This window comes from Aquabacterium soli (genome assembly GCF_003933735.1).
Classification (GTDB): Bacteria; Pseudomonadota; Gammaproteobacteria; order Burkholderiales; family Burkholderiaceae_C; genus Aquabacterium; species Aquabacterium soli.
In genome coordinates, this window is sequence record NZ_RSED01000003.1 from 170,193 (window position 1) to 187,271 (window position 17,079).

Below are 17,079 nucleotides of genomic sequence, written 5' to 3' on the forward strand. Positions count from 1 at the left end.
TGTTCGTTCTGATGTTAAGGCCGCCCTTTGTGTCGACACGGCAGCGAAGTTCGTACAAATGCAAAAATCTGCGGCAAGAGGTCACATACTTATGGCAACAACATGCACATAAGCCCTGGGGAAAATCCCAGTCGGTGCACTGCCTGAACTTACCCTATCTTTCCGGACAAGCATTTTGATGCGCGTCATGCGCCTTCAAGCAGGCAGGAGAGACCATGCACAACCGCACTGAGGTAGTACAGGGCAGTATTTCTCAAACCTTGGTCCGTCCAACGACCGAACAAATCGATGCACTGATCGACGAGGCCGTGGATGCACTGAACCGGGGTGACCCGGACAGATCCCGCCAATGCCTGGACAATGTGCTGGCGGCAGATGGGCAACAGTTCGACGCCTGGAACCTGCTCGCTGTGATGGCCTTGCAGCAGCGCGATTTCCCACGGGCCATTGACCTCCTGAGGCGTGCGATCGACATCGATCCCGACGTGGCGATGGCGCATGTGAACCTGGGGGTGGCCTGGATGGAGTCTGGTCACCCTGACAAAGCCAGGCCGGCTTTCGAACAAGCTTTAGCGCTTGATCCGCAAGAGCCTGGTGCGGCATTGGGCCTGGGCGTGTCGTTGCTGGCGCTCAAGCAATGGGATGCCGCCGCCACATACCTGGGACAGGCGCTTGCGCAGGATCCTGCCAACGTCGAGGCGCATTTCAATCGCGGCAACGCCTTCAATGAACTCGCCCGCCACGAAGAGGCCATCGCCTGCTACGACCGGGCCCTGGCCCTGCAAGCAACGCACGTGGGGGCCTTGCTCAACCGGGCGCATGCCTGCCTGGCCCTGAAGCGCCACGAAGAAGCCATCAGGAACTGCAAGCAGGCCAATGCCTTGCAACCAAATCGAGCCTCTGCATTCGTGGTGCTCGGTGATGCCTGCATGGCGATCAACGCGCACGCTGAAGCACTGGCCAGCTATGACCGGGCTCTGGCCATCCAGCCTGGTCAGTTCGCGCCGTTGATCAACCGTGGGAATGCCTTACTCAAGCTCGGACGTGCACCTGAGGCCATCACCAGCTTCGAGCAGGGGCTGGGGCTGAAGCCCAGCCATGCCACGGCACTGTCCAACCTGGCGGGGGCTCTGCGTGAGGCCGAGCGCTGGGATGAAGCCTGGACCCGGTGCGAGCAGGCCTTGGCGATAGAGCCATCTCACGCCGGAGCCCACATGAACAAGGGCAATGTCTTGCTTGACCAGGCCAATCTGTCGTCGGCACGGGAGGCCTTTGCCAAGGTGGTTTCACTGCAGCCCGATGATGCCGATGCCCAATGGGCTCAAGGGTGGTGCGACCTGCTGGCCGGAGACTGGGACCGCGGCCTGCCCCAGCTTGAATGGCGCTGGAAGAAGCCGGGCTTCACATCAACGGCGCGGCAGTTCTCCAAACCCTTGTGGTTAGGCCAGGACGACCTGAATGGCCGCACCATCCTGCTGCACGCCGAACAGGGTTTGGGCGACACCATCCAATTCAGTCGTTATGCAACGCGATTGCACGGCATGGGTGCCCGAGTGCTGCTGGAGGTGCAGGCCCCGCTCAGGCAGCTGATGGGCTCCTTGTCCGGCGTGAGCCAGGTGCTGGTCAGAGGAGAGGGCTTCCTGCCCCCATTCGATCTTCACTGTCCCTTGATGAGCCTGCCTCTGGCCTTGAAGACCAGGCCCAGCACGGTACCTTCGCCCGGCGCCTACCTGCAGGCCTCTGCGGTGCAATGTGACGCCTGGGCAGATCGCCTGGGCCCGCGCAAGGCGCCTCGGGTCGGGCTGGTGTGGTCTGGCAATGCGGCCCACCGCAATGACCGCCTGCGCTCCATGTCTGCCGCGGCCCTGCTGCAAGCCATTCCGCCCGGCATCGAGCTCTACAGCCTTCAGAAGGATATCCGCGACAGCGATCTTCCAGCCCTTCAGGCACGGGGAGTGATCGACATGTCCGCTCGCCTGGGCGACATGGACGACACCGCGGCGCTGATCCACCATATGGACCTGGTGATATCTGTCGATACCTCGGTGGCGCATTTGGCCGGAGCCTTGGGTAAACCCACGTGGATATTGCTGAGCCATATGCCCGATTGGCGCTGGCTGATGAACCGGGCGGACACTCCCTGGTACGGCAGCGTTCGTCTTCTGCGCCAGGGCCAGTGGGGACGCTGGGACGACGTGCTGGCCCATGTGCAGCAAGCCCTGCACATGGAACTGGCGCCACCGCCAAGCCAGTTGCAGTGATCTGGTGTTGAGGTAGGCGAATGCTGCTGCCAAGTAGGATGGCAGTTGTGGAGCCAGCAAGAAGACATTCGACCAAGCCGTGCTCAGATGGAGGCAATTCTCAAGAAGAAGGGCAAGGCCCTGGATGCGAGCGACATGAAGGTGCTGGAAACCGCGGCGCTGCACAAGCTCAAGAAGTGATGCTGCATGGCCGGACCGCCCTGGCCCGTTGGTTGGACGCCGGCACATTGTCCTTCTGCAAGGGCAGCCCGGCAGCCACGGCATCAAGCCACTGAGCCGTGCTGGCCACCGCGGCAAAGTTACTGTGGAACACCACGCTGAACACCCGGTGGATCTCTTCGGCAGAAGCGCTGCCCGCAGCGTTCATGTAGGCCAGCGCCCCTGTCGCATCGGACAGCACCTCGACCGAGTACCCGGTGTGGAACGCCTCGAACACGGTGGATGCATTGCAGTTGTGGGTCATGTAGCCGGCGACGACGAGGGTGTTGATCTGGTGATCGCGCAGCCATGCGTCCAGCGAAGTGCCGGCGAAGGCGCTGGGCAAGTTCTTCTCGAACCGGAGGTCTGCAGGACGTTGTGCCACCTCGGGGTGCAATGCCCATGACTCACTGCCGGGCGCAAAGGCGGGCGCCCCTGCTGGCAGACTGTGCTGGACCACGATCACGGGAATGCCTGAGGCATGCGCCGCGTCCATGGCCCGGGCAATGTTGGGCATCGACGTGGATACCGGGGGGTGCGTGATGGGAAGCGCGCCAGAGAAATACTCCTGTTGCACATCGATCACGATCAGCGCGCGGCGAATGGCGTTGGCTGCCTGAGTCATGGGAACTCCGTCCTGTGGCGTGTTTCGCCATTGTGGGTTGGCGCGGCACGGCGCAGAAGTGGCCCGTAGGCCCTTGATCGATAGAATCGGGCCATCATGACCGCGCACACGAAACACGTCGCCGTGCTGGCATTCGACGGCATCAGCCCTTTCCATCTGTCAGTCCCGTGCCTGGTGTTTGGCGAGGAGAAGGATGCCCTTGGCCAAGGCCTGTACAGACTCGATGTCTGTGCCGAGCAGCGAGGGCATCTGCGCACCAATGCCGGATTTTCCCTTGAGATCAAGAGGGGACTGCCTGTCCTGAAATCAGCAGACATCGTCATCATTCCGTCATGGCGCAACGACCTGCCACCGGCCTCTTCCGAACTGCTGCGCGCGCTGCGGCATGCCCATGCCCGTGGCGCCACCTTGGTCGGGCTGTGCCTGGGGGCTTTCGTGCTGGCCCAGGCGGGCTTGCTGGATGGCAAGGCGGCCACCACCCACTGGCTCGCGGCCGAAGACTTCAAGCGCCACTTTCCCCTGGTCGAGTTGCGTCCCGGCGTGCTCTATGTAGATGAAGGCGATGCGGTGACCTCGGCTGGCACTGCGGCGGCGCTGGACTGCTGCATCCACCTGCTGAGACGCGACTTTGGGGCCGACGCTGCCAACCGGGCCGCCCGTCGCATGGTCGTGGCCGCTCATCGGCAAGGTGGCCAGGCACAGTATGTCGAGCAGCCTGTGCCCATGCCTGACGACGACAGGTTGGCAGCGTTGCTGGAGTGGATCCAGCGCAATCTTCACCAGTCACATTCACTGACTGATCTGTCCGAGAGGGCATTCATGAGCAGGCGCAATTTCACAAGGCGGTTCAAGCAGGCCACGGGCACGACGGTTCAGCAGTGGGTGATCCACCAGCGGATCGCGCTGGCACAACGGCTGCTGGAAGAGCCAGGCCGCTCGATCGAGAATGTGGCCGTCCTGTCAGGGTTCGGCTCATCAGTTTCAATGCGCCAGCACTTTGCCAAGGCCTTGAATGTCTCACCTTCAACCTACCGGCGGCAGTTCAGCAAGTGATGGTACGGCGCGGTCGACGCAGGTAACATCGTGCGCATGAGACCAGATCTTCAAGCACGCAATTCAAGGCACGCTTCCGACTGGGGTGGTTTTCTCGTTCGTTTTGCCGCCTGGTTGCTGGTGTTTGCTTGTGTGTTTGCGATCTTCTACGGCATCACCAGCCAGCCCGCCAGGCGCCCGTCTCAGCCCTACATGGTTCCGCAAGGCGTGCCTCACCCGACTCCAGCAGAGCCCGCAGGCTCCATGCCCATGCCCTCACCGAGGGAACAGCGGTACCGGTATTCGGTCTGACGGCGGGCACACCGCTTGCCCATTCAGGTCGTGCCCCGAAAGGGCCTTAACCACACGACTTCGAAGGAGAAGCACCATGACTACCAAGTTCTGGCACCTCGGCATCGCCTCCGCCATCGCCGCCACCATGGGCGTCGCCCAAGCGCAATCCACACCGTCACCAGCCCAGCCGGCCCAGGTCAGCCCGGCCAGCGGCGCCATCATCCAGGAGTCGACCTCCGCGCCTCCTGCAGAGCTGTCGAGCCCTTCGGCGCCCAATGTCGCCCCTGATGGCGTGCCCGGCATCGCGGAACCAGCTTCCAGCACCTCCGGCGCTACCTACAGCTCGGACTGGAACACCTCGCAGCGCCTCAATGAGCAGCAGTCCAGCGGCGTCGTGAGCGATGCCGTGCCCCCTGACTCGCTGGCCAATGTGGACGAGCGCCGCAATCAAGGCGTGCAAAGCAGCGACGGCATGAACCTGCCTCCCGCCTTTGACTCTGTGCCCAACAGCGCCGACGACAAGCGCTGAATCACCAGGTAGAGGCGGCCGCTGTGCTGCCCCGCCTTGACGGTGCACTTGATGGGGACATCGGGTGCACCGTTGTTGTTTGTCAGGGGGTGCTAATCTGGCAACCATGCTGCAACAACATCCCTGATCGTGAAAATCCGCAGTCGACTTCTATGGCTTGTGTTTGTGGCCTGGCTGCCGTCCGCGTTGGCCATCGCCGTCGTTGCGCGCGCCGCCTATGTCGATCAAAAGAACGCGGTGCTGGCCGACGTTCGGAAGGCGGCCGACAGCCTGGGGAGCATCGTGGAGCGCGAGCTGGACAAGCGCTTTGTCATGGCGAAGACCCTCAGCTCATCCAGTTCGCTGCAAGCGGGGCAGCTGGAGCAGTTCTACAGCGAAGCGCTCCGCGCCTCCCATGGCACTGCAAGCTGGGTACTGTTGCTCACGCGCACGCACCAAGTGCTCAACACCATCCGCCCTTACGACCCGGGCTTTTCCGTACCGATTGCCGAAGGCAGCCCCTGGTTGCCGGCAGGAGAGAACATTTTCTTCTCGATGAACGGGCCGGTCGTTAAGAAGCCGGTGCTGGGCGTGGTGGCAGTACCCGCCAAATCGGCATCACCACAGCGTTATGGCGTTGCGGTTGCGTTTGATCCAGGTGTGCTCCAGGCGCTCGTCAGGGAGAAGGCGGCCCCGCGCTATGCCGTGGTTGCCGTGATGGACAAGAACCTGCGGGTGATGGCGCGCAGCAAGAACCCCGAGAGGTGGCTGGGCCGCGATGCGACAGGTCCTTTGAGGGAGCGGGCGCTGGCAGGAAAGTCTGGCTTCGAACCCAGCGTCACACTCGACAACGTCCCATCGCTGACCTACCTGGGCCAGCCTAACCGGTACGGATGGTATGCGGTGATCGCCTTGCCCACTGAATCGCTCAATGCGCAGGCACGCAAGGCTGCGATTGATGCGGTGAGCCTGGCGGGCATCTTGCTGGGACTGAGCCTGCTGTTTGCTTTGTATGTGGCCCGCAGCATCGGTGAGCCAATCCTCGCGTTGAAGGATGCTGCGGATGCGCTGGTGCAAAAGCGCGTGCCGCCTGCCACCAGCACGGGCCTCTTCGAAGCCGACGAGGTGTCGAAGGCGCTTCACAACGCAGGCTTGCACGCCAAAGAGTCTGCGGAGGTTCTAGAGGCCCGCGTTGGCGAAGCCGTGGCGCGGACCGCCGAGGTTCAAGCGCGTCTGGCCGAAGCCCAGAAACGCGAAGCGGTGGGCAGGCTGGCGGGTGGTGTGGCGCATGATTTCAACAACCTCCTGCAAACCATCAGTGCCGCGCATCATCTTCTTCAGCCCAATGTGCCGGAGGGGCCGCCCCGCAGAATCCTGGAGGCGGCTTCGCGTGCCACTGGCAAGGCCACCAGCCTGGTGAAGCAGATGCTCTCGTTCGGACGAGCACAGACGCTCGAGCCTGAACCCGTGGACATCAATGACTTCCTGCTCAAGATCAGCGAGCTGACCAGCAAGGCGGCTGGCGCGAACGTGTCTCTGCGCGCTCATGTCGAGCCTGGGGTGGCGCCGGTCTTTGTGGACCCGACACAGTTTGAGCTTGCGCTGCTGAACGTGATCTTCAATGCCCGCGATGCCATGGAGGGCGGTGGTCACATCGACATCCGCGCAGCGCTGGTCGATGCGGCCCAGACCGGTCTGCCCGAAACAACGGCGCCGCAGTATGTACAGTTGGATGTCTGCGACGACGGCCCGGGCATGACACCGGAAACCTTGCACAAGGCGTTCGAGCCTTACTTCACGACCAAGCCTGTGGGCGCCGGCTCGGGCTTGGGCCTGGCTCAGGTGCTGGCATTCGCACGCCAGTCGGGCGGCGATGCACGGATCACGAGTGCTTTGGGTAACGGAACCACCGTTCGCCTGCTTTTGCCCGTCACAGCCGAGCAACCTGCCGCATCACAGGAGAGTGCTGCCGGAAGCTCGGCGCCGGGGCGTGCGCTGCGTGTACTGATGGTGGAAGATGATCCCCTGGTGGCGTCTGTGGTGGTGCCTGCCATTGAAGGGGCAGGGCATTCGGTGACGCATTGCCTGACGGCCGACGATGCCAAGGCCCTGCTGCAGCTGGGTGAGCGCCAGTTCGACGTGCTGTTCAGCGACGTCGTCATGCCGGGAACGATGACAGGGTTCGATCTGGCCAAGTGGTGTGAAGAGTCCGTTCAGGGGCTGCCGGTGGTCCTGGCAACAGGCTACAGCGCCCAGGCACCTCAGTCCGAAGCGAAGCTGCTCAAGAAGCCATACCCTCTGCAGGATCTTCTGGTTTCGCTCCAGCAGGCGGCTGATCAGACTTGATCCAAGCCGCCAGCCCGGCTGTCACTTGATGGCAAAGCGCACCTGCGTCGGGCTTTTGCCCGGCAGCTTGACCAGCGCCACGACCTTGCTGCCGGCCGCGATCGGTTGCTGCAAGGGGGCGGACAGTTGGCCGACGCCGGACGGCCGCAGATCCAGAGAACTCTTTGCTGCGCCCGACAGCAGCGTCAGCCTGGCCGAACCACCTTCGGCCCTGACGGGCTGGCCGTGGTCCCGCACATGCAGCGTGACGTTGTCTGTGTGAGGCACCAGTTCGAAGGTCAGGTGTTTTGCTTCACTGACGACGCCGCCGTGCAGGGCCTTGACGGCGTGGGCATCGCCATGAGAGTGGCCGCTGCCGGCATGGGCGCTGAAGCTCAGCCCCAGTGCTATCGAGAAGGCAATGTGATGACGTCGCATGGTGTTTCCTTGTGTGCTTGAAGGGGGATCAGAAGGCCTCATCGCCCTGGCCGTGTTCGTGAAGCAATCGCTCGGCATCACGCCGTCCGAACAGCCAGAACATCGCAGGGGTCAGGAAGGTGTCGAGCAGGGTCGAGCTGATCAGGCCCGAGAAGATCACCACCGCCACGGGGTTGAGGATCTCGGTGCCCGGCTGCTCTGCTTCGAACAGCAGCGGGGCCAGCGCGAAGGCCGTGACCAGCGCCGTCATCAGCACCGGGCTGAGCCGCTCCAGCGAGCCACGCAGGATCATGGCCTGGTCGAACCGCTCGCCCTCCAGGCGCATCAGGTTCAGGTAGTGGCTGACCTTGAGGATGCCATTGCGCACCGAGATGCCCGCCAGGGTGATGAAGCCGATCAGCGCGGCCACCGAGAGTGGCTGCCCCGACACCCACAGCCCCAGCACCGCGCCCACCAGGGCCAGCGGGATGTTGGCCATGATCAACGCGGCCAGCCGGGCAGAGCGGTAGCGCGTGTGCAGCACAGCGAACATCAGCACCAATGAGACGATGGACAGCAGGCCGACCAAGCGGCTGGCTTCTTCCTGCGCCTGGAACTGACCGCCCAGGCTCACGAAGTAGCCTTCTGGCAGCGTGCTGCCTGCCACCACCTGACGGATGTCGGCCACCACGTCGGACAAGGGCCGGCCCTGCGCATTGCCCGACAGCACGATGCGGCGCTTGCCATCGTCGCGGCTGATCTGGTTGGGGCCATCGCTGTCTTCGATGCTGGCCACGCGTGACAGGGGCACGCGCCCGGACGGCGATTCCAGCAGGATGCGGCCCAGACCGTCGAGCGATCGGGCCTGTTCGGGCAGGCGCAGCACCAGGTCGAAGCGCCGTGTGCCCTCCGTCACCTGCGTGATCTTCTCGCCTTCGACCAGGCTCTGCAGCGCCGACAGGATGTGCGGCACCGGGATGCCCAGGCGCGCGGCGGCCTCATGGTCGATGCGCACCTTGATCTGCGGCGCGAGCACCTGCTTTTCCACTTCCAGATCGGCCAGGCCGCGCACGGTGGCCAGCCTGGCGCGCAGGGCTTCGGCCTGTCCGCGCAGGGTGTCCAGGTCTTCACCGAACAGCTTGATCGCGATTTGAGAACGAACCCCCGAGAGCATGTGGTCGATCCGGTGCGAGATGGGCTGGCCGATGGCGATGGCCACAGGCAGGTTGACCAGGTGTGATCGGATGTCTGCCTGGATGTCGGCCATGCTGCGCGTGAGTTCGCTGGCAGGCTTCAGGCCCACATCCAACTCACTCACGTGCACGCCTTCTGCGTGTTCGTCCAGCTCGGCACGGCCGCTGCGCCGCCCAACGTGCGTCACCTCGGGCACCTGCCGCACCAGCTGCTCTGCCTGGCTGGCCAGGGCCGAAGATTCGGCCAGTGTCACGCCGGGGTTCAAACGCAGGCCGATCAGCAGCGTGCCTTCGTTGAAGGGCGGCAGGAAGGTGGTGGGGAAGAAGGGCACAGCCACGGCGGCGCACAGTACCGCCACGGCCCCCGCCGCCAGCGCCCTGCGCGGATGGGCCAGGGTGGTGCTCAGGCCGTTGCGGTAGCGCTCTTTGAGCCAGGCCAGCGCCTTGGTGTCGCCATGGTCCAGCTGCATGCGTGGCAGCAGGAAGGACGACAGCACCGGAGTGACCGTGACCGAGACCAACAGCGAAGCCAGCGTCGACACGATGAAGGCAATGCCCAGCGGCACGAACAGGCGGCCTTCGATGCCCGGCAAGGCGAACAAGGGCAGGAACACCAGCACGATGATCGCGGTGGCGTAGAGGATGCCCGAACGCACCTCCATCGAAGCTGCCTTGACCACAGCCAGCGTGGCCAAGCGCTCTGCCTCCGGCTTGCCGCGCTCCATCTTGAGTCGCCGCAGGATGTTCTCCACGTCCACCACGGCATCGTCCACCAGCCCGCCGATGGCGATGGCCAGCCCGCCCAGCGTCATCGTGTTGATCGACAAGCCGAAGTACCTGAACACCAGCGCCGTGATGAAGATGGACACGGGGATGGCCGTGAGCGCGATCACCGTGGGCCGCACCGTGCCCAGGAAGACGAACAGGATCACCGCGACGAACACCGATGCGCCGATGAGCTTGCCCTGCAACGTGGTGACTGAAGCCTCGATGAAGCTGGCCTGGCGGAATGTGACGCGTGGCGTTTCCATGCCAGCGGGCAGGGCCTTCTCCAGGTCGGTCAGCGCGGCCTCGATGGTTCGGGAGAGGCCGATGGTGTCGGCCGTCGGTTGCTTCTGGATCCCCAGGATCACGGCGGGCTTGCCGCCGAAGCCCGCATCGCCACGCTTGGTGGCCGGTGCGAACGCCACGTTGGCCACCTGACTCAGCAGCACGGCCTGGCCATCACGGGCGGTCAGGGCCAGGTTCTGCAGGTGCTCGAGCCTGGACGTGCGGCCCAGATGACGGATCAGGTACTCGCGGCCGTTGAGTTCCAGGAAGCCGCCCGAACTGTTGGAAGAAAAGCCGCGCAGGGCCGATTCGATCTGCTCCAGCGTGATGCCCATCGCGGCCATGCGGGCCGTGTCGGGCTGCACCTGGAACTGCCGTACCTCGCCGCCGATGGGGATCACCTGGGCCACGCCCGGGATGGCCATCAGGCGCGGGCGCAGCACCCAGTCGGCATATTCACGCACGGCCATTGGCGACACCTTGGCTGTGTCGATGGGGATGGCGATCTGCATGATCTCGCCCATGATGGAGCTGATCGGTCCCATGCGGGGCACGACGCCAGCGGGAAGGCCTTCTTCCATCGAGGCCAGACGCTCGGACACCATCTGCCTTGCGCGGAAGATGTCGGTGCCCCAGTTGAAGGTCACGTAGATGAAGGACAGGCCCGAGCTGGAGGTGGAACGCACCGACTCCACGCCAGGCAGGCCGTTCATGGTGGTCTCCAGCGGAAAGGTGATGAGTTGCTCCACCTCTTCAGAGGCCATGCCACCGGCCTCCGTCATGATCGTGACCGTGGGCTTGTTGAGATCAGGGAAGACATCCACCGGTGTGCGAGACAGGGTGAAGGCGCCATAGGCCATCAGCACGGCCGCGGTCAGCAAGACCAGCAGCCGGTTGGCCAGTGAGGTGTCGAGCAGCCACTTGAACATCGCGGCGCTCCTCAACGGATCTGGTTGATCAGGCTGGCGCCACGGGTCACCACCCGTTCACCGGCCTTCACACCCGAGGTCAAGCGCAGTTGCACGCCATCGATGGGCGCATGCGTGACCACGCGGGGCTCGAAGCGCTCGGGCGCCACCTTGATCCACACGATGTCCTGGTTCGACGGGTTCTTCATCAGCGATGCAGCGGGCACGGCGATGCCGGGCTGCGTGCCACTGGTCTGCGCCACCACCTGCACGGTCTGCCCCAGGGCCAGGCCGCTCAAGGCGGCAGCATCGCCCGTGAACATCAGGGGCAGGGCCTGATCACGCAGGCTGCGCGCCGCCCCGATGAAACGAAGCGGCACGCGGGTCTCGCCCACGACCAGGGTGGCCGAGCCGATCTGTTGCGCCTGTTCGGGCTCATAGGCCAGGGCCTCGATGCGCAGGCGGGTCGGGTCCACCACCTCGAAGACCAGATCACCGGGCTGCACCACCTGGCCCGCCACAGCATGGGCCGAGGCGATCACGCCCGCCACCGGCGCCACCAGCGCGTCGCGCCGCGACAGGCCATTGCTGACCGCTTGCAGTCGTTCACGCAGGCTGGATACTTCGGCCGCTGCGGCTTCGATGTCCTTGCGCGCGACCGTGTCTGACAGCGCCTGCAGGCGTTCAAGCCGGCGCTCGGCCAAGGTCTTGGACGCGCGCAACTCAGCTTGTTGCGCCTGCTGGTTGGACAGCTCGATGGCGCCGGCCGTGGGCACCACATGGGCCAGGACCTGGCCCTGCCGAACCTGTTGCCCCAGGGAAGGCAAGCCACCCGCGGCAGCCTCTATGCGGCCGGAGATGGCGGCCTGCACGCGGCCACCGGCATTGGGATCCATCACGACCCTGCCCGACAAGGGCAGGGCGCGTGGCCACTGCGCTTCGGCCATCACCTGGGTGCGCACGTCAATCTGGCGCTGCGACGGCTTGGGCAGGAACACGCTGCCATCGGATTGCCGCTTGGGGCTGTTGCCTGTGGCAGCAGCAGGGGCGTCACCGTGATCATGGCCTGGGCCGGCCATCGCTGCAGTGCCCAGCAGCAAGGCTGCAGCGATCAGCGAAAGGTGTTGGACAAGCTGTTTCATGCAGCACCTCCGGTGCGCGACGCGCCCCTGGAGCGCCTGCGCCACAGCAGCGCCAGGACACCCAACAAAACCAAGGCACCCAGACCCCAACCGGCGATGAGTCGCCGATGGGCATGGGGCAAGCCGTCCTCGTCTTCATGGCTGTCGTTGATGTCGATGTCTCCTGCCAGCAGATCCGAGGTGCCGCCCACGATCACCGTGGCGGTGATGGGCGTGCTGCCTTCAGGCAGGGCCTGGGGCAAGGCCACCAGGAAGGCCCCCTCAGGCGTGGGGCTGGCCCGCACGACACGCCCGCCGATGTCGAGTTCGATGGACGCCTCGCGGACCGGTTCATTGGTTGCTGTGCGATCGAGGTACAGCGTCAGTTGCTGGCCAGTGAGCATGCCCACCAGTTCGAAATCTTCTGAGACTGCTGTGAAGCGGGGCAGGACTTCTGTTGCAGGGGCAGTGGCTGGTGCATCGCCGTGGTCGTGGCCTTCATCGGCGTTGGCGGGTGCCAGCCAGAAGGCCAGCAGGATGAGCATGGCCAACGCGAGGGCAGGGAGCCTGCCCTGACCGTGGGGCCATGAAGTGGTGTGGGCAATCATGGATGAGCCTTCAATCAAATGGGGGTAGTGGGCGCTGGGCGAACGTCATTCAGGCAACAGGCCTGCGGCCTGCCGCAGTGCCGACGTGGCCGCAGAAACATCAACGCGTGCGAGCGCGTCCTGCCGTTCGGCCTCTTGTGCTTCCAGGGCCATGCGCAATCGCGTGGGCAGATCGGTTTCTCCCAGCCGAAAAGATTTGTCGAAGAACGCAAGGTTTTCTTGCGCCAGGTGGGCGCGTTTCCGGGTGGCGTCCTGCTGTTGCCTGGCGAGCCGCAGCCGCGTCTGTGCCCCCGAAAGCCCCCGCGCAACTTGAAGGCGCGCCAACTCCAGCTGGGCCTCGATCTCGCTGGCATCGGCCCTGGCCCGGGCGGCCTGCGCGGCTTGCGCGGGCGATGAACCCAGGGGCACTTTCAGGCCCAGCATCAGGGCGCGCTGGTAACCCTCGCCTCGCACGTCACGGCTTTGCACGGTACCCAGTGACAGCTCCGGGTTGGCGCGCACCTGTGTGGCGGCCAACTCGGCCGCCCGGCGTGAAGCCATGGCCTGGGTGCCCAGGGCGAGCACCGTAGGATGGGCCTCGGTGCTGGGCGCGGAGCCCTCCGTCAGTGAGTCGACGGCTTCGGCCTGGGGTGCCAGGGGGCCCGGTTCGTCCACCCCTTGCACGGCAAGCCAGACCGCCAGCGCCTGCCAGGATTGCGAACGCTGCGATTCAGCCTGGGCGCGGCTGGCTTCGGCCGACGCCAGGGCGCCTTCGGCCTGGTGCTGGTCCGATCTGGCCAGATCCCCGGCCTGCACACGACGCCGCACGTCGGCCAGCAAGGCTTGCGCGTGGTCCATGCGGGCTTGTGCCAGCTGCAACTCGACATTGGCGCGATGCCAGGCCCACCAGGCATCGCGGACAAGGCCGGCCAGTACCAGCCGGGCTTCGCCGATGCGGGCTTCCAGCGCCTGGGATTCGCCCTCGGCCAGTTGCTGGGCCTGATGGCGTTGGCCTGGCAGCCACAGCGGCAAGACCACGCCGGCTTCCACTTCGCGTGCGCCACGGTCCGAGCCGACACGATCGTCTTGCGTGCGCAGGTCCAGGGACAGCGGCTGCGCCGTCCAGGCGTGCGCTGCCTGGCGCGATGCCTCCCCGGCGGCGCGCCGGTCCGCCAGCGCTCGGAAAGCTGGATGGCGCTGCCAGGCCTGCTCGAAGGCCTGGCTCAGCGTCATGGTGGGTGATGACGAAGCAGACTCCGCGCGAGCCGCGGGGGCGCTATTCAGCGCGATCAACAACAGCAGTGCCTGGCGCAAGACAGCGCCAACGCCTGGCCAGCGTGCCAGAAGCTGCCTGTGGAGCAATGGAATTCGCATGCGATTCTTCTCGGTGGTGAACCATGAGCGGAATCGGCGAGGCACATCGGGCCCGGCGGGTGAAAGTACCGGGGCGCGCGCAAGGCGCGCGTGATGTCAGAAAGAGGGCTTGCCAGCAGCCGCCTCGCCGTTCAGGCGAGGCTGGCCCACTTGGGGCGTTCGGGGCGGGCGGGCAAGGGGGAGGGCAGTGCTGCCACGGGTTCCAGCCCCAACCTGTCGGCCGACAGACGAAGGTGGAAGTTGAACGCCTGTTCGCTCAGGGGCGAACTGCCCGCGTGGAAAACATGGCAGTCGGCGTGTTCCAGCCCAGGCGGCTGATCGGGCGTAGAGCCCTTGTCCATGGCGGATGCATGGGCGCTGTCGGCTGTGTCATGGCTGTGGTGCTCGTGACTGTGGTGCCCGACATGGCCGACTCCGGCCGATTCCTCATGCTGGCAATACGGCGCGGCTGCAACCCAGATGGATTGCAGCGGGAGCAGCATCAGCAGGAGGATGGCGACAAAACGGCGCATGGGCGGATCTTAGCCCATGCGCGGAGCCCCAATCACGAGAAGGATTGACACTGCTGCGCCTGTGGCATAGATTGAATCCCATCAATAAAGAGGGATGCAGGTGCGCTGGTTGACAGAACTGGCAGAAGCACTGTTACTGAACGACTGAAGTCGCGTGCCCAAGCAACTCTGGTTCGCTTGTGCTCTTGGCCTGTCCTCACGGAGGAAGTCACCATGGCATCAGAGAAAAAGATCTCCAAGGTTCATGCAGACAAGCTCACTGCAGCCTTCAAGCGCATCGGCAAGAGCGTCGCGTTGCTGTCTAAGCTCGAGAAGCCCTTCGCCAAGGCTGCCTCTGGCGTCAAGAAGAAGAAGGAACTGGCCAAGCTCAAGGTATAGCTTGACCTGCGCCTTAGACGAACTTCTCGAGGAGAAAAAATGACGATAGGGCAACTGATACAGGCCATTGCGCTGTTCCTTCGCCAGGCAAGGCTTGAATACGCCAGCCACAGGGACAGCGTTGGCACGCTGCTCGACATGGATGACGGGCTGATGAATCAACGAAAGCTTGGAATCCTCAAAGTGATTCTTGAGGAGCTGATTGACCTGCGCAATGCAGCACGGCGTCTTATCGTGGCGATGAAACGGTGGCTGCGGTTACTTCCGCAGCTTCCAACTGAAATCAACGCGCTCGTCACGGCCTTCCAGGTCCCATTCGAGCCCACGATGAATGCCATCAAGCAGTTCGAGAAAGATGTAGATGCTTCTGTGCAGCTCCTCAAGGAAATCATTGCAGAGTACGAATAGTGTTGGCCCAGGCCAAGTTTGCCAACAGCCCAAAAAATCAAGGACTTTACGTACACGGTAAGAAGACCTCCAGCTAACGACATTGAAGGTACCCCTCGTATGCGGGACTCAGCAAGTGCAAAAAGCCAGCCCTATTCTTTACACTTCTAAACACTAAGCAGTTGTTTGCAGGGCAGGCAGATGAGAACGAATCAAAGGTGGAGGTACGCGCTTGCGTTAAGCGCAGCAATGGCACTTGTCGCATGTGGCGGCGGTAGTAGTAAGCCTCCAGATACGACCCCACCTCCGGCTCCAGAGCGACCCACAGCCATGCAATGGCAGATGACCAGCCTTGCCGAGGCTTCGGTGGCGTTGGTTCCCGGCGGTGGCTATGGGCTGGATACTCCAAGCGCTCCAACGGTCGATTGGCTCGGCTTCAACTCTGGGACCAACCTGCTGGACGCTCAGAGCGCGAGCTACAGCGCTGGCTCTTGGCAAGTCGCTCCCACATCCAGCATGACCGGCCTGCCGACTGGTTTGGCTTACACGCCGTTCCATGTGTCCAAAGCCGGTGCATGGACAGTCTTTCGCGCAATCCTCGGCGGGACGCTTTACGCCCGTTTTGATGGACCGAACGGCGTGTCCTCAGGCTTCGTGCCTGTTTCGACGGTAGCAAATTCGATTGGTTGGGCTGCCGTAGACGCAAGTGGTGTGGCACGCCTGTACTGGCCCGACAACACCGGCCCGAACACCGTGGTGACGCGTACGGGACACTTCACGGGGACCACTTGGGTGGACGATGGCCTCGAACCAGGCATGTCCTTGTATGCCGATGCCGTTGCCGCAGGCGCTGATGGCCAAGGGTGGCTGTTCTACTCCTACATAGGCCCCTACGCCACCCAAGACCAGTTCGTTCGGCACGTCGATGCCGTGAATGGCCTTGGTGCCGAAGTACGCCTGGATGACCCGGCTCTTGGCTTCTCTGTCTCAACTCGCAAGGCCGCCGCGGAAAGCTCTACGGCGGTAACAACAGTGGCGCGTCAGGCGTCGGTGTCAGCTGTGTGCCTTGCAGTTCGTCGGTTCGCAGCAGGGGCTTGGTCTGGCGCTCAGTGCGTCAATCAGCTCCCGACTCCGGCGACTGTAGGAGAGACGTACGAGGTTGCCGCTAATGCCAGCGGAAGGGCGCTCGTCGCATGGCGCGACGACACGGGGCGGCTGTATGCAAGCGTCCGTCGTGTGGATGGTGGCTGGGGCGGCGCTCGCCTGGTGGCCGCGATGCCAGCAGGCGAGGTCCTTTCGGACATCTACCCAAGCGTTGACGGTAGCGGTAATTCAATCGTGGTTTACAGGACGACCCTTATCGCCAGCCCATCGAGGCTCAGGGCTGTTGTCTACAAGGAAGCAACAGAGTCTTGGGGGGCTTCCGAACTGGTTGACGCCACCGATGGAAGTGCCTACCCCCGGGTGAGCGTTGCCTTCAATGCTCAAGGTGAGCCGGGAGTTCTTTCATTTGCCAGAACCGGCAGCGGTGACTTCGAAGTCCATGTAAGCACAAGAGTTGATGGCGCATGGAGCACGGCAGCCACCCCTGCGGTTTTTGCGACTCGGCCGACTTTCCCCTATGACATCACGACCATTCAGCGGCTGATTCCCTTCGGAACTCGCGGATGGGCGGCGTTCTGGGAGGTCAGCTCGCCGGTGGGCGGGGGCGCCAGGCGTTTGATGATGGCCACGTACCAATAGGGCGTCATGACGCCTACGGATGCGGGGCCCGCGTTGTCCTTTGCGGACTTGACCGTGTCGAACGGTTCCCAAGTGTTCGGATGGTAGGAGCCCCGGCGTTCGATTCCAGCGCTCTTGAGGCTCGACTGAAGCTCGCTGGACCTGATGAGGTAGTCAAGCTTCACTG

At 63.9% G+C, this 17,079-nt stretch carries 14 protein-coding genes; 7 read left to right on the forward strand and 7 right to left on the reverse strand.

Annotated elements, in window-relative coordinates; all coding sequences use genetic code 11:
- The first annotated feature begins 215 nt into the window (after positions 1-215).
- On the forward strand, positions 216-2,261 hold the full coding sequence (locus EIP75_RS04640; protein ID WP_125242067.1) for a tetratricopeptide repeat protein: 2,046 nt from the start codon (positions 216-218) through the stop codon (positions 2,259-2,261).
- A 169-nt stretch (positions 2,262-2,430) separates the two neighbouring features.
- Here the strand turns inward: EIP75_RS04640 and EIP75_RS04645 are convergent, their stop codons facing one another.
- Entirely contained in the window at positions 2,431-3,084 is a 654-nt protein-coding gene (locus EIP75_RS04645; RefSeq protein ID WP_125242068.1) for a cysteine hydrolase family protein, read from the reverse strand.
- Between the two features lie 96 nt (positions 3,085-3,180).
- Between EIP75_RS04645 and EIP75_RS04650 the strand changes: the two genes are divergently transcribed.
- The 3 genes from EIP75_RS04650 to EIP75_RS04660 all read left to right on the forward strand — a co-directional run bounded on the left by EIP75_RS04650 (position 3,181) and on the right by EIP75_RS04660 (position 7,264).
- On the forward strand, positions 3,181-4,137 hold the full coding sequence (locus tag EIP75_RS04650; RefSeq protein ID WP_125242069.1) for a GlxA family transcriptional regulator: 957 nt from the start codon (positions 3,181-3,183) through the stop codon (positions 4,135-4,137).
- A 367-nt stretch (positions 4,138-4,504) separates the two neighbouring features.
- Positions 4,505-4,939: a hypothetical protein gene (locus EIP75_RS04655; protein WP_125242070.1), complete on the forward strand. Its 435-nt coding sequence runs from the start codon at positions 4,505-4,507 to the stop codon at positions 4,937-4,939.
- 129 nt (positions 4,940-5,068) lie between these two features.
- Positions 5,069-7,264: an ATP-binding protein gene (locus EIP75_RS04660; protein ID WP_125242071.1), complete on the forward strand. Its 2,196-nt coding sequence runs from the start codon at positions 5,069-5,071 to the stop codon at positions 7,262-7,264.
- A 21-nt stretch (positions 7,265-7,285) separates the two neighbouring features.
- Here the strand turns inward: EIP75_RS04660 and EIP75_RS04665 are convergent, their stop codons facing one another.
- From EIP75_RS04665 to EIP75_RS04690, 6 genes are all read right to left on the reverse strand, one after another.
- Complete coding sequence (locus EIP75_RS04665; RefSeq protein WP_125242072.1) at positions 7,286-7,681, reverse strand: hypothetical protein; 396 nt, start codon at positions 7,679-7,681, stop codon at positions 7,286-7,288.
- A gap of 28 nt (positions 7,682-7,709) precedes the next feature.
- Positions 7,710-10,832 carry an efflux RND transporter permease subunit gene (locus tag EIP75_RS04670; RefSeq protein WP_125242073.1) on the reverse strand — a complete coding sequence of 1,041 codons (3,123 nt, stop codon included), beginning with the start codon at positions 10,830-10,832 and terminating at the stop codon, positions 7,710-7,712.
- An 11-nt stretch (positions 10,833-10,843) separates the two neighbouring features.
- Entirely contained in the window at positions 10,844-11,953 is a 1,110-nt protein-coding gene (locus tag EIP75_RS04675) for an efflux RND transporter periplasmic adaptor subunit (RefSeq protein ID WP_125242074.1), read from the reverse strand.
- Positions 11,950-12,477 carry a hypothetical protein gene (locus tag EIP75_RS04680; protein WP_125242075.1) on the reverse strand — a complete coding sequence of 176 codons (528 nt, stop codon included), beginning with the start codon at positions 12,475-12,477 and terminating at the stop codon, positions 11,950-11,952. Before EIP75_RS04680 ends, EIP75_RS04675 begins: the two co-directional genes overlap by 4 nt.
- Before the next feature lie 108 nt (positions 12,478-12,585).
- Positions 12,586-13,752: a TolC family protein gene (locus EIP75_RS04685; protein ID WP_158622741.1), complete on the reverse strand. Its 1,167-nt coding sequence runs from the start codon at positions 13,750-13,752 to the stop codon at positions 12,586-12,588.
- Positions 13,753-14,024: 272 nt separating this feature from the next.
- Positions 14,025-14,405, reverse strand: a complete 381-nt coding sequence (locus EIP75_RS04690; RefSeq protein ID WP_125242077.1) for a hypothetical protein — start codon at positions 14,403-14,405, stop codon at positions 14,025-14,027.
- A gap of 213 nt (positions 14,406-14,618) precedes the next feature.
- On the opposite strand from EIP75_RS04690, the gene EIP75_RS24035 reads away from it, so the two are divergent.
- From EIP75_RS24035 to EIP75_RS04700, 3 genes are all read left to right on the forward strand, one after another.
- On the forward strand, positions 14,619-14,783 hold the full coding sequence (locus tag EIP75_RS24035; RefSeq protein WP_158622742.1) for a hypothetical protein: 165 nt from the start codon (positions 14,619-14,621) through the stop codon (positions 14,781-14,783).
- Positions 14,784-14,822: 39 nt separating this feature from the next.
- A complete protein-coding gene (locus EIP75_RS04695) occupies positions 14,823-15,191 on the forward strand; it encodes a hypothetical protein (protein ID WP_125242078.1) in 369 nt (122 codons plus the stop codon).
- A gap of 321 nt (positions 15,192-15,512) precedes the next feature.
- Positions 15,513-16,913, forward strand: coding sequence for a hypothetical protein (locus EIP75_RS04700; protein ID WP_125242079.1), 1,401 nt, complete (start codon positions 15,513-15,515; stop codon positions 16,911-16,913).
- Positions 16,914-17,079 lie beyond the last annotated feature (166 nt).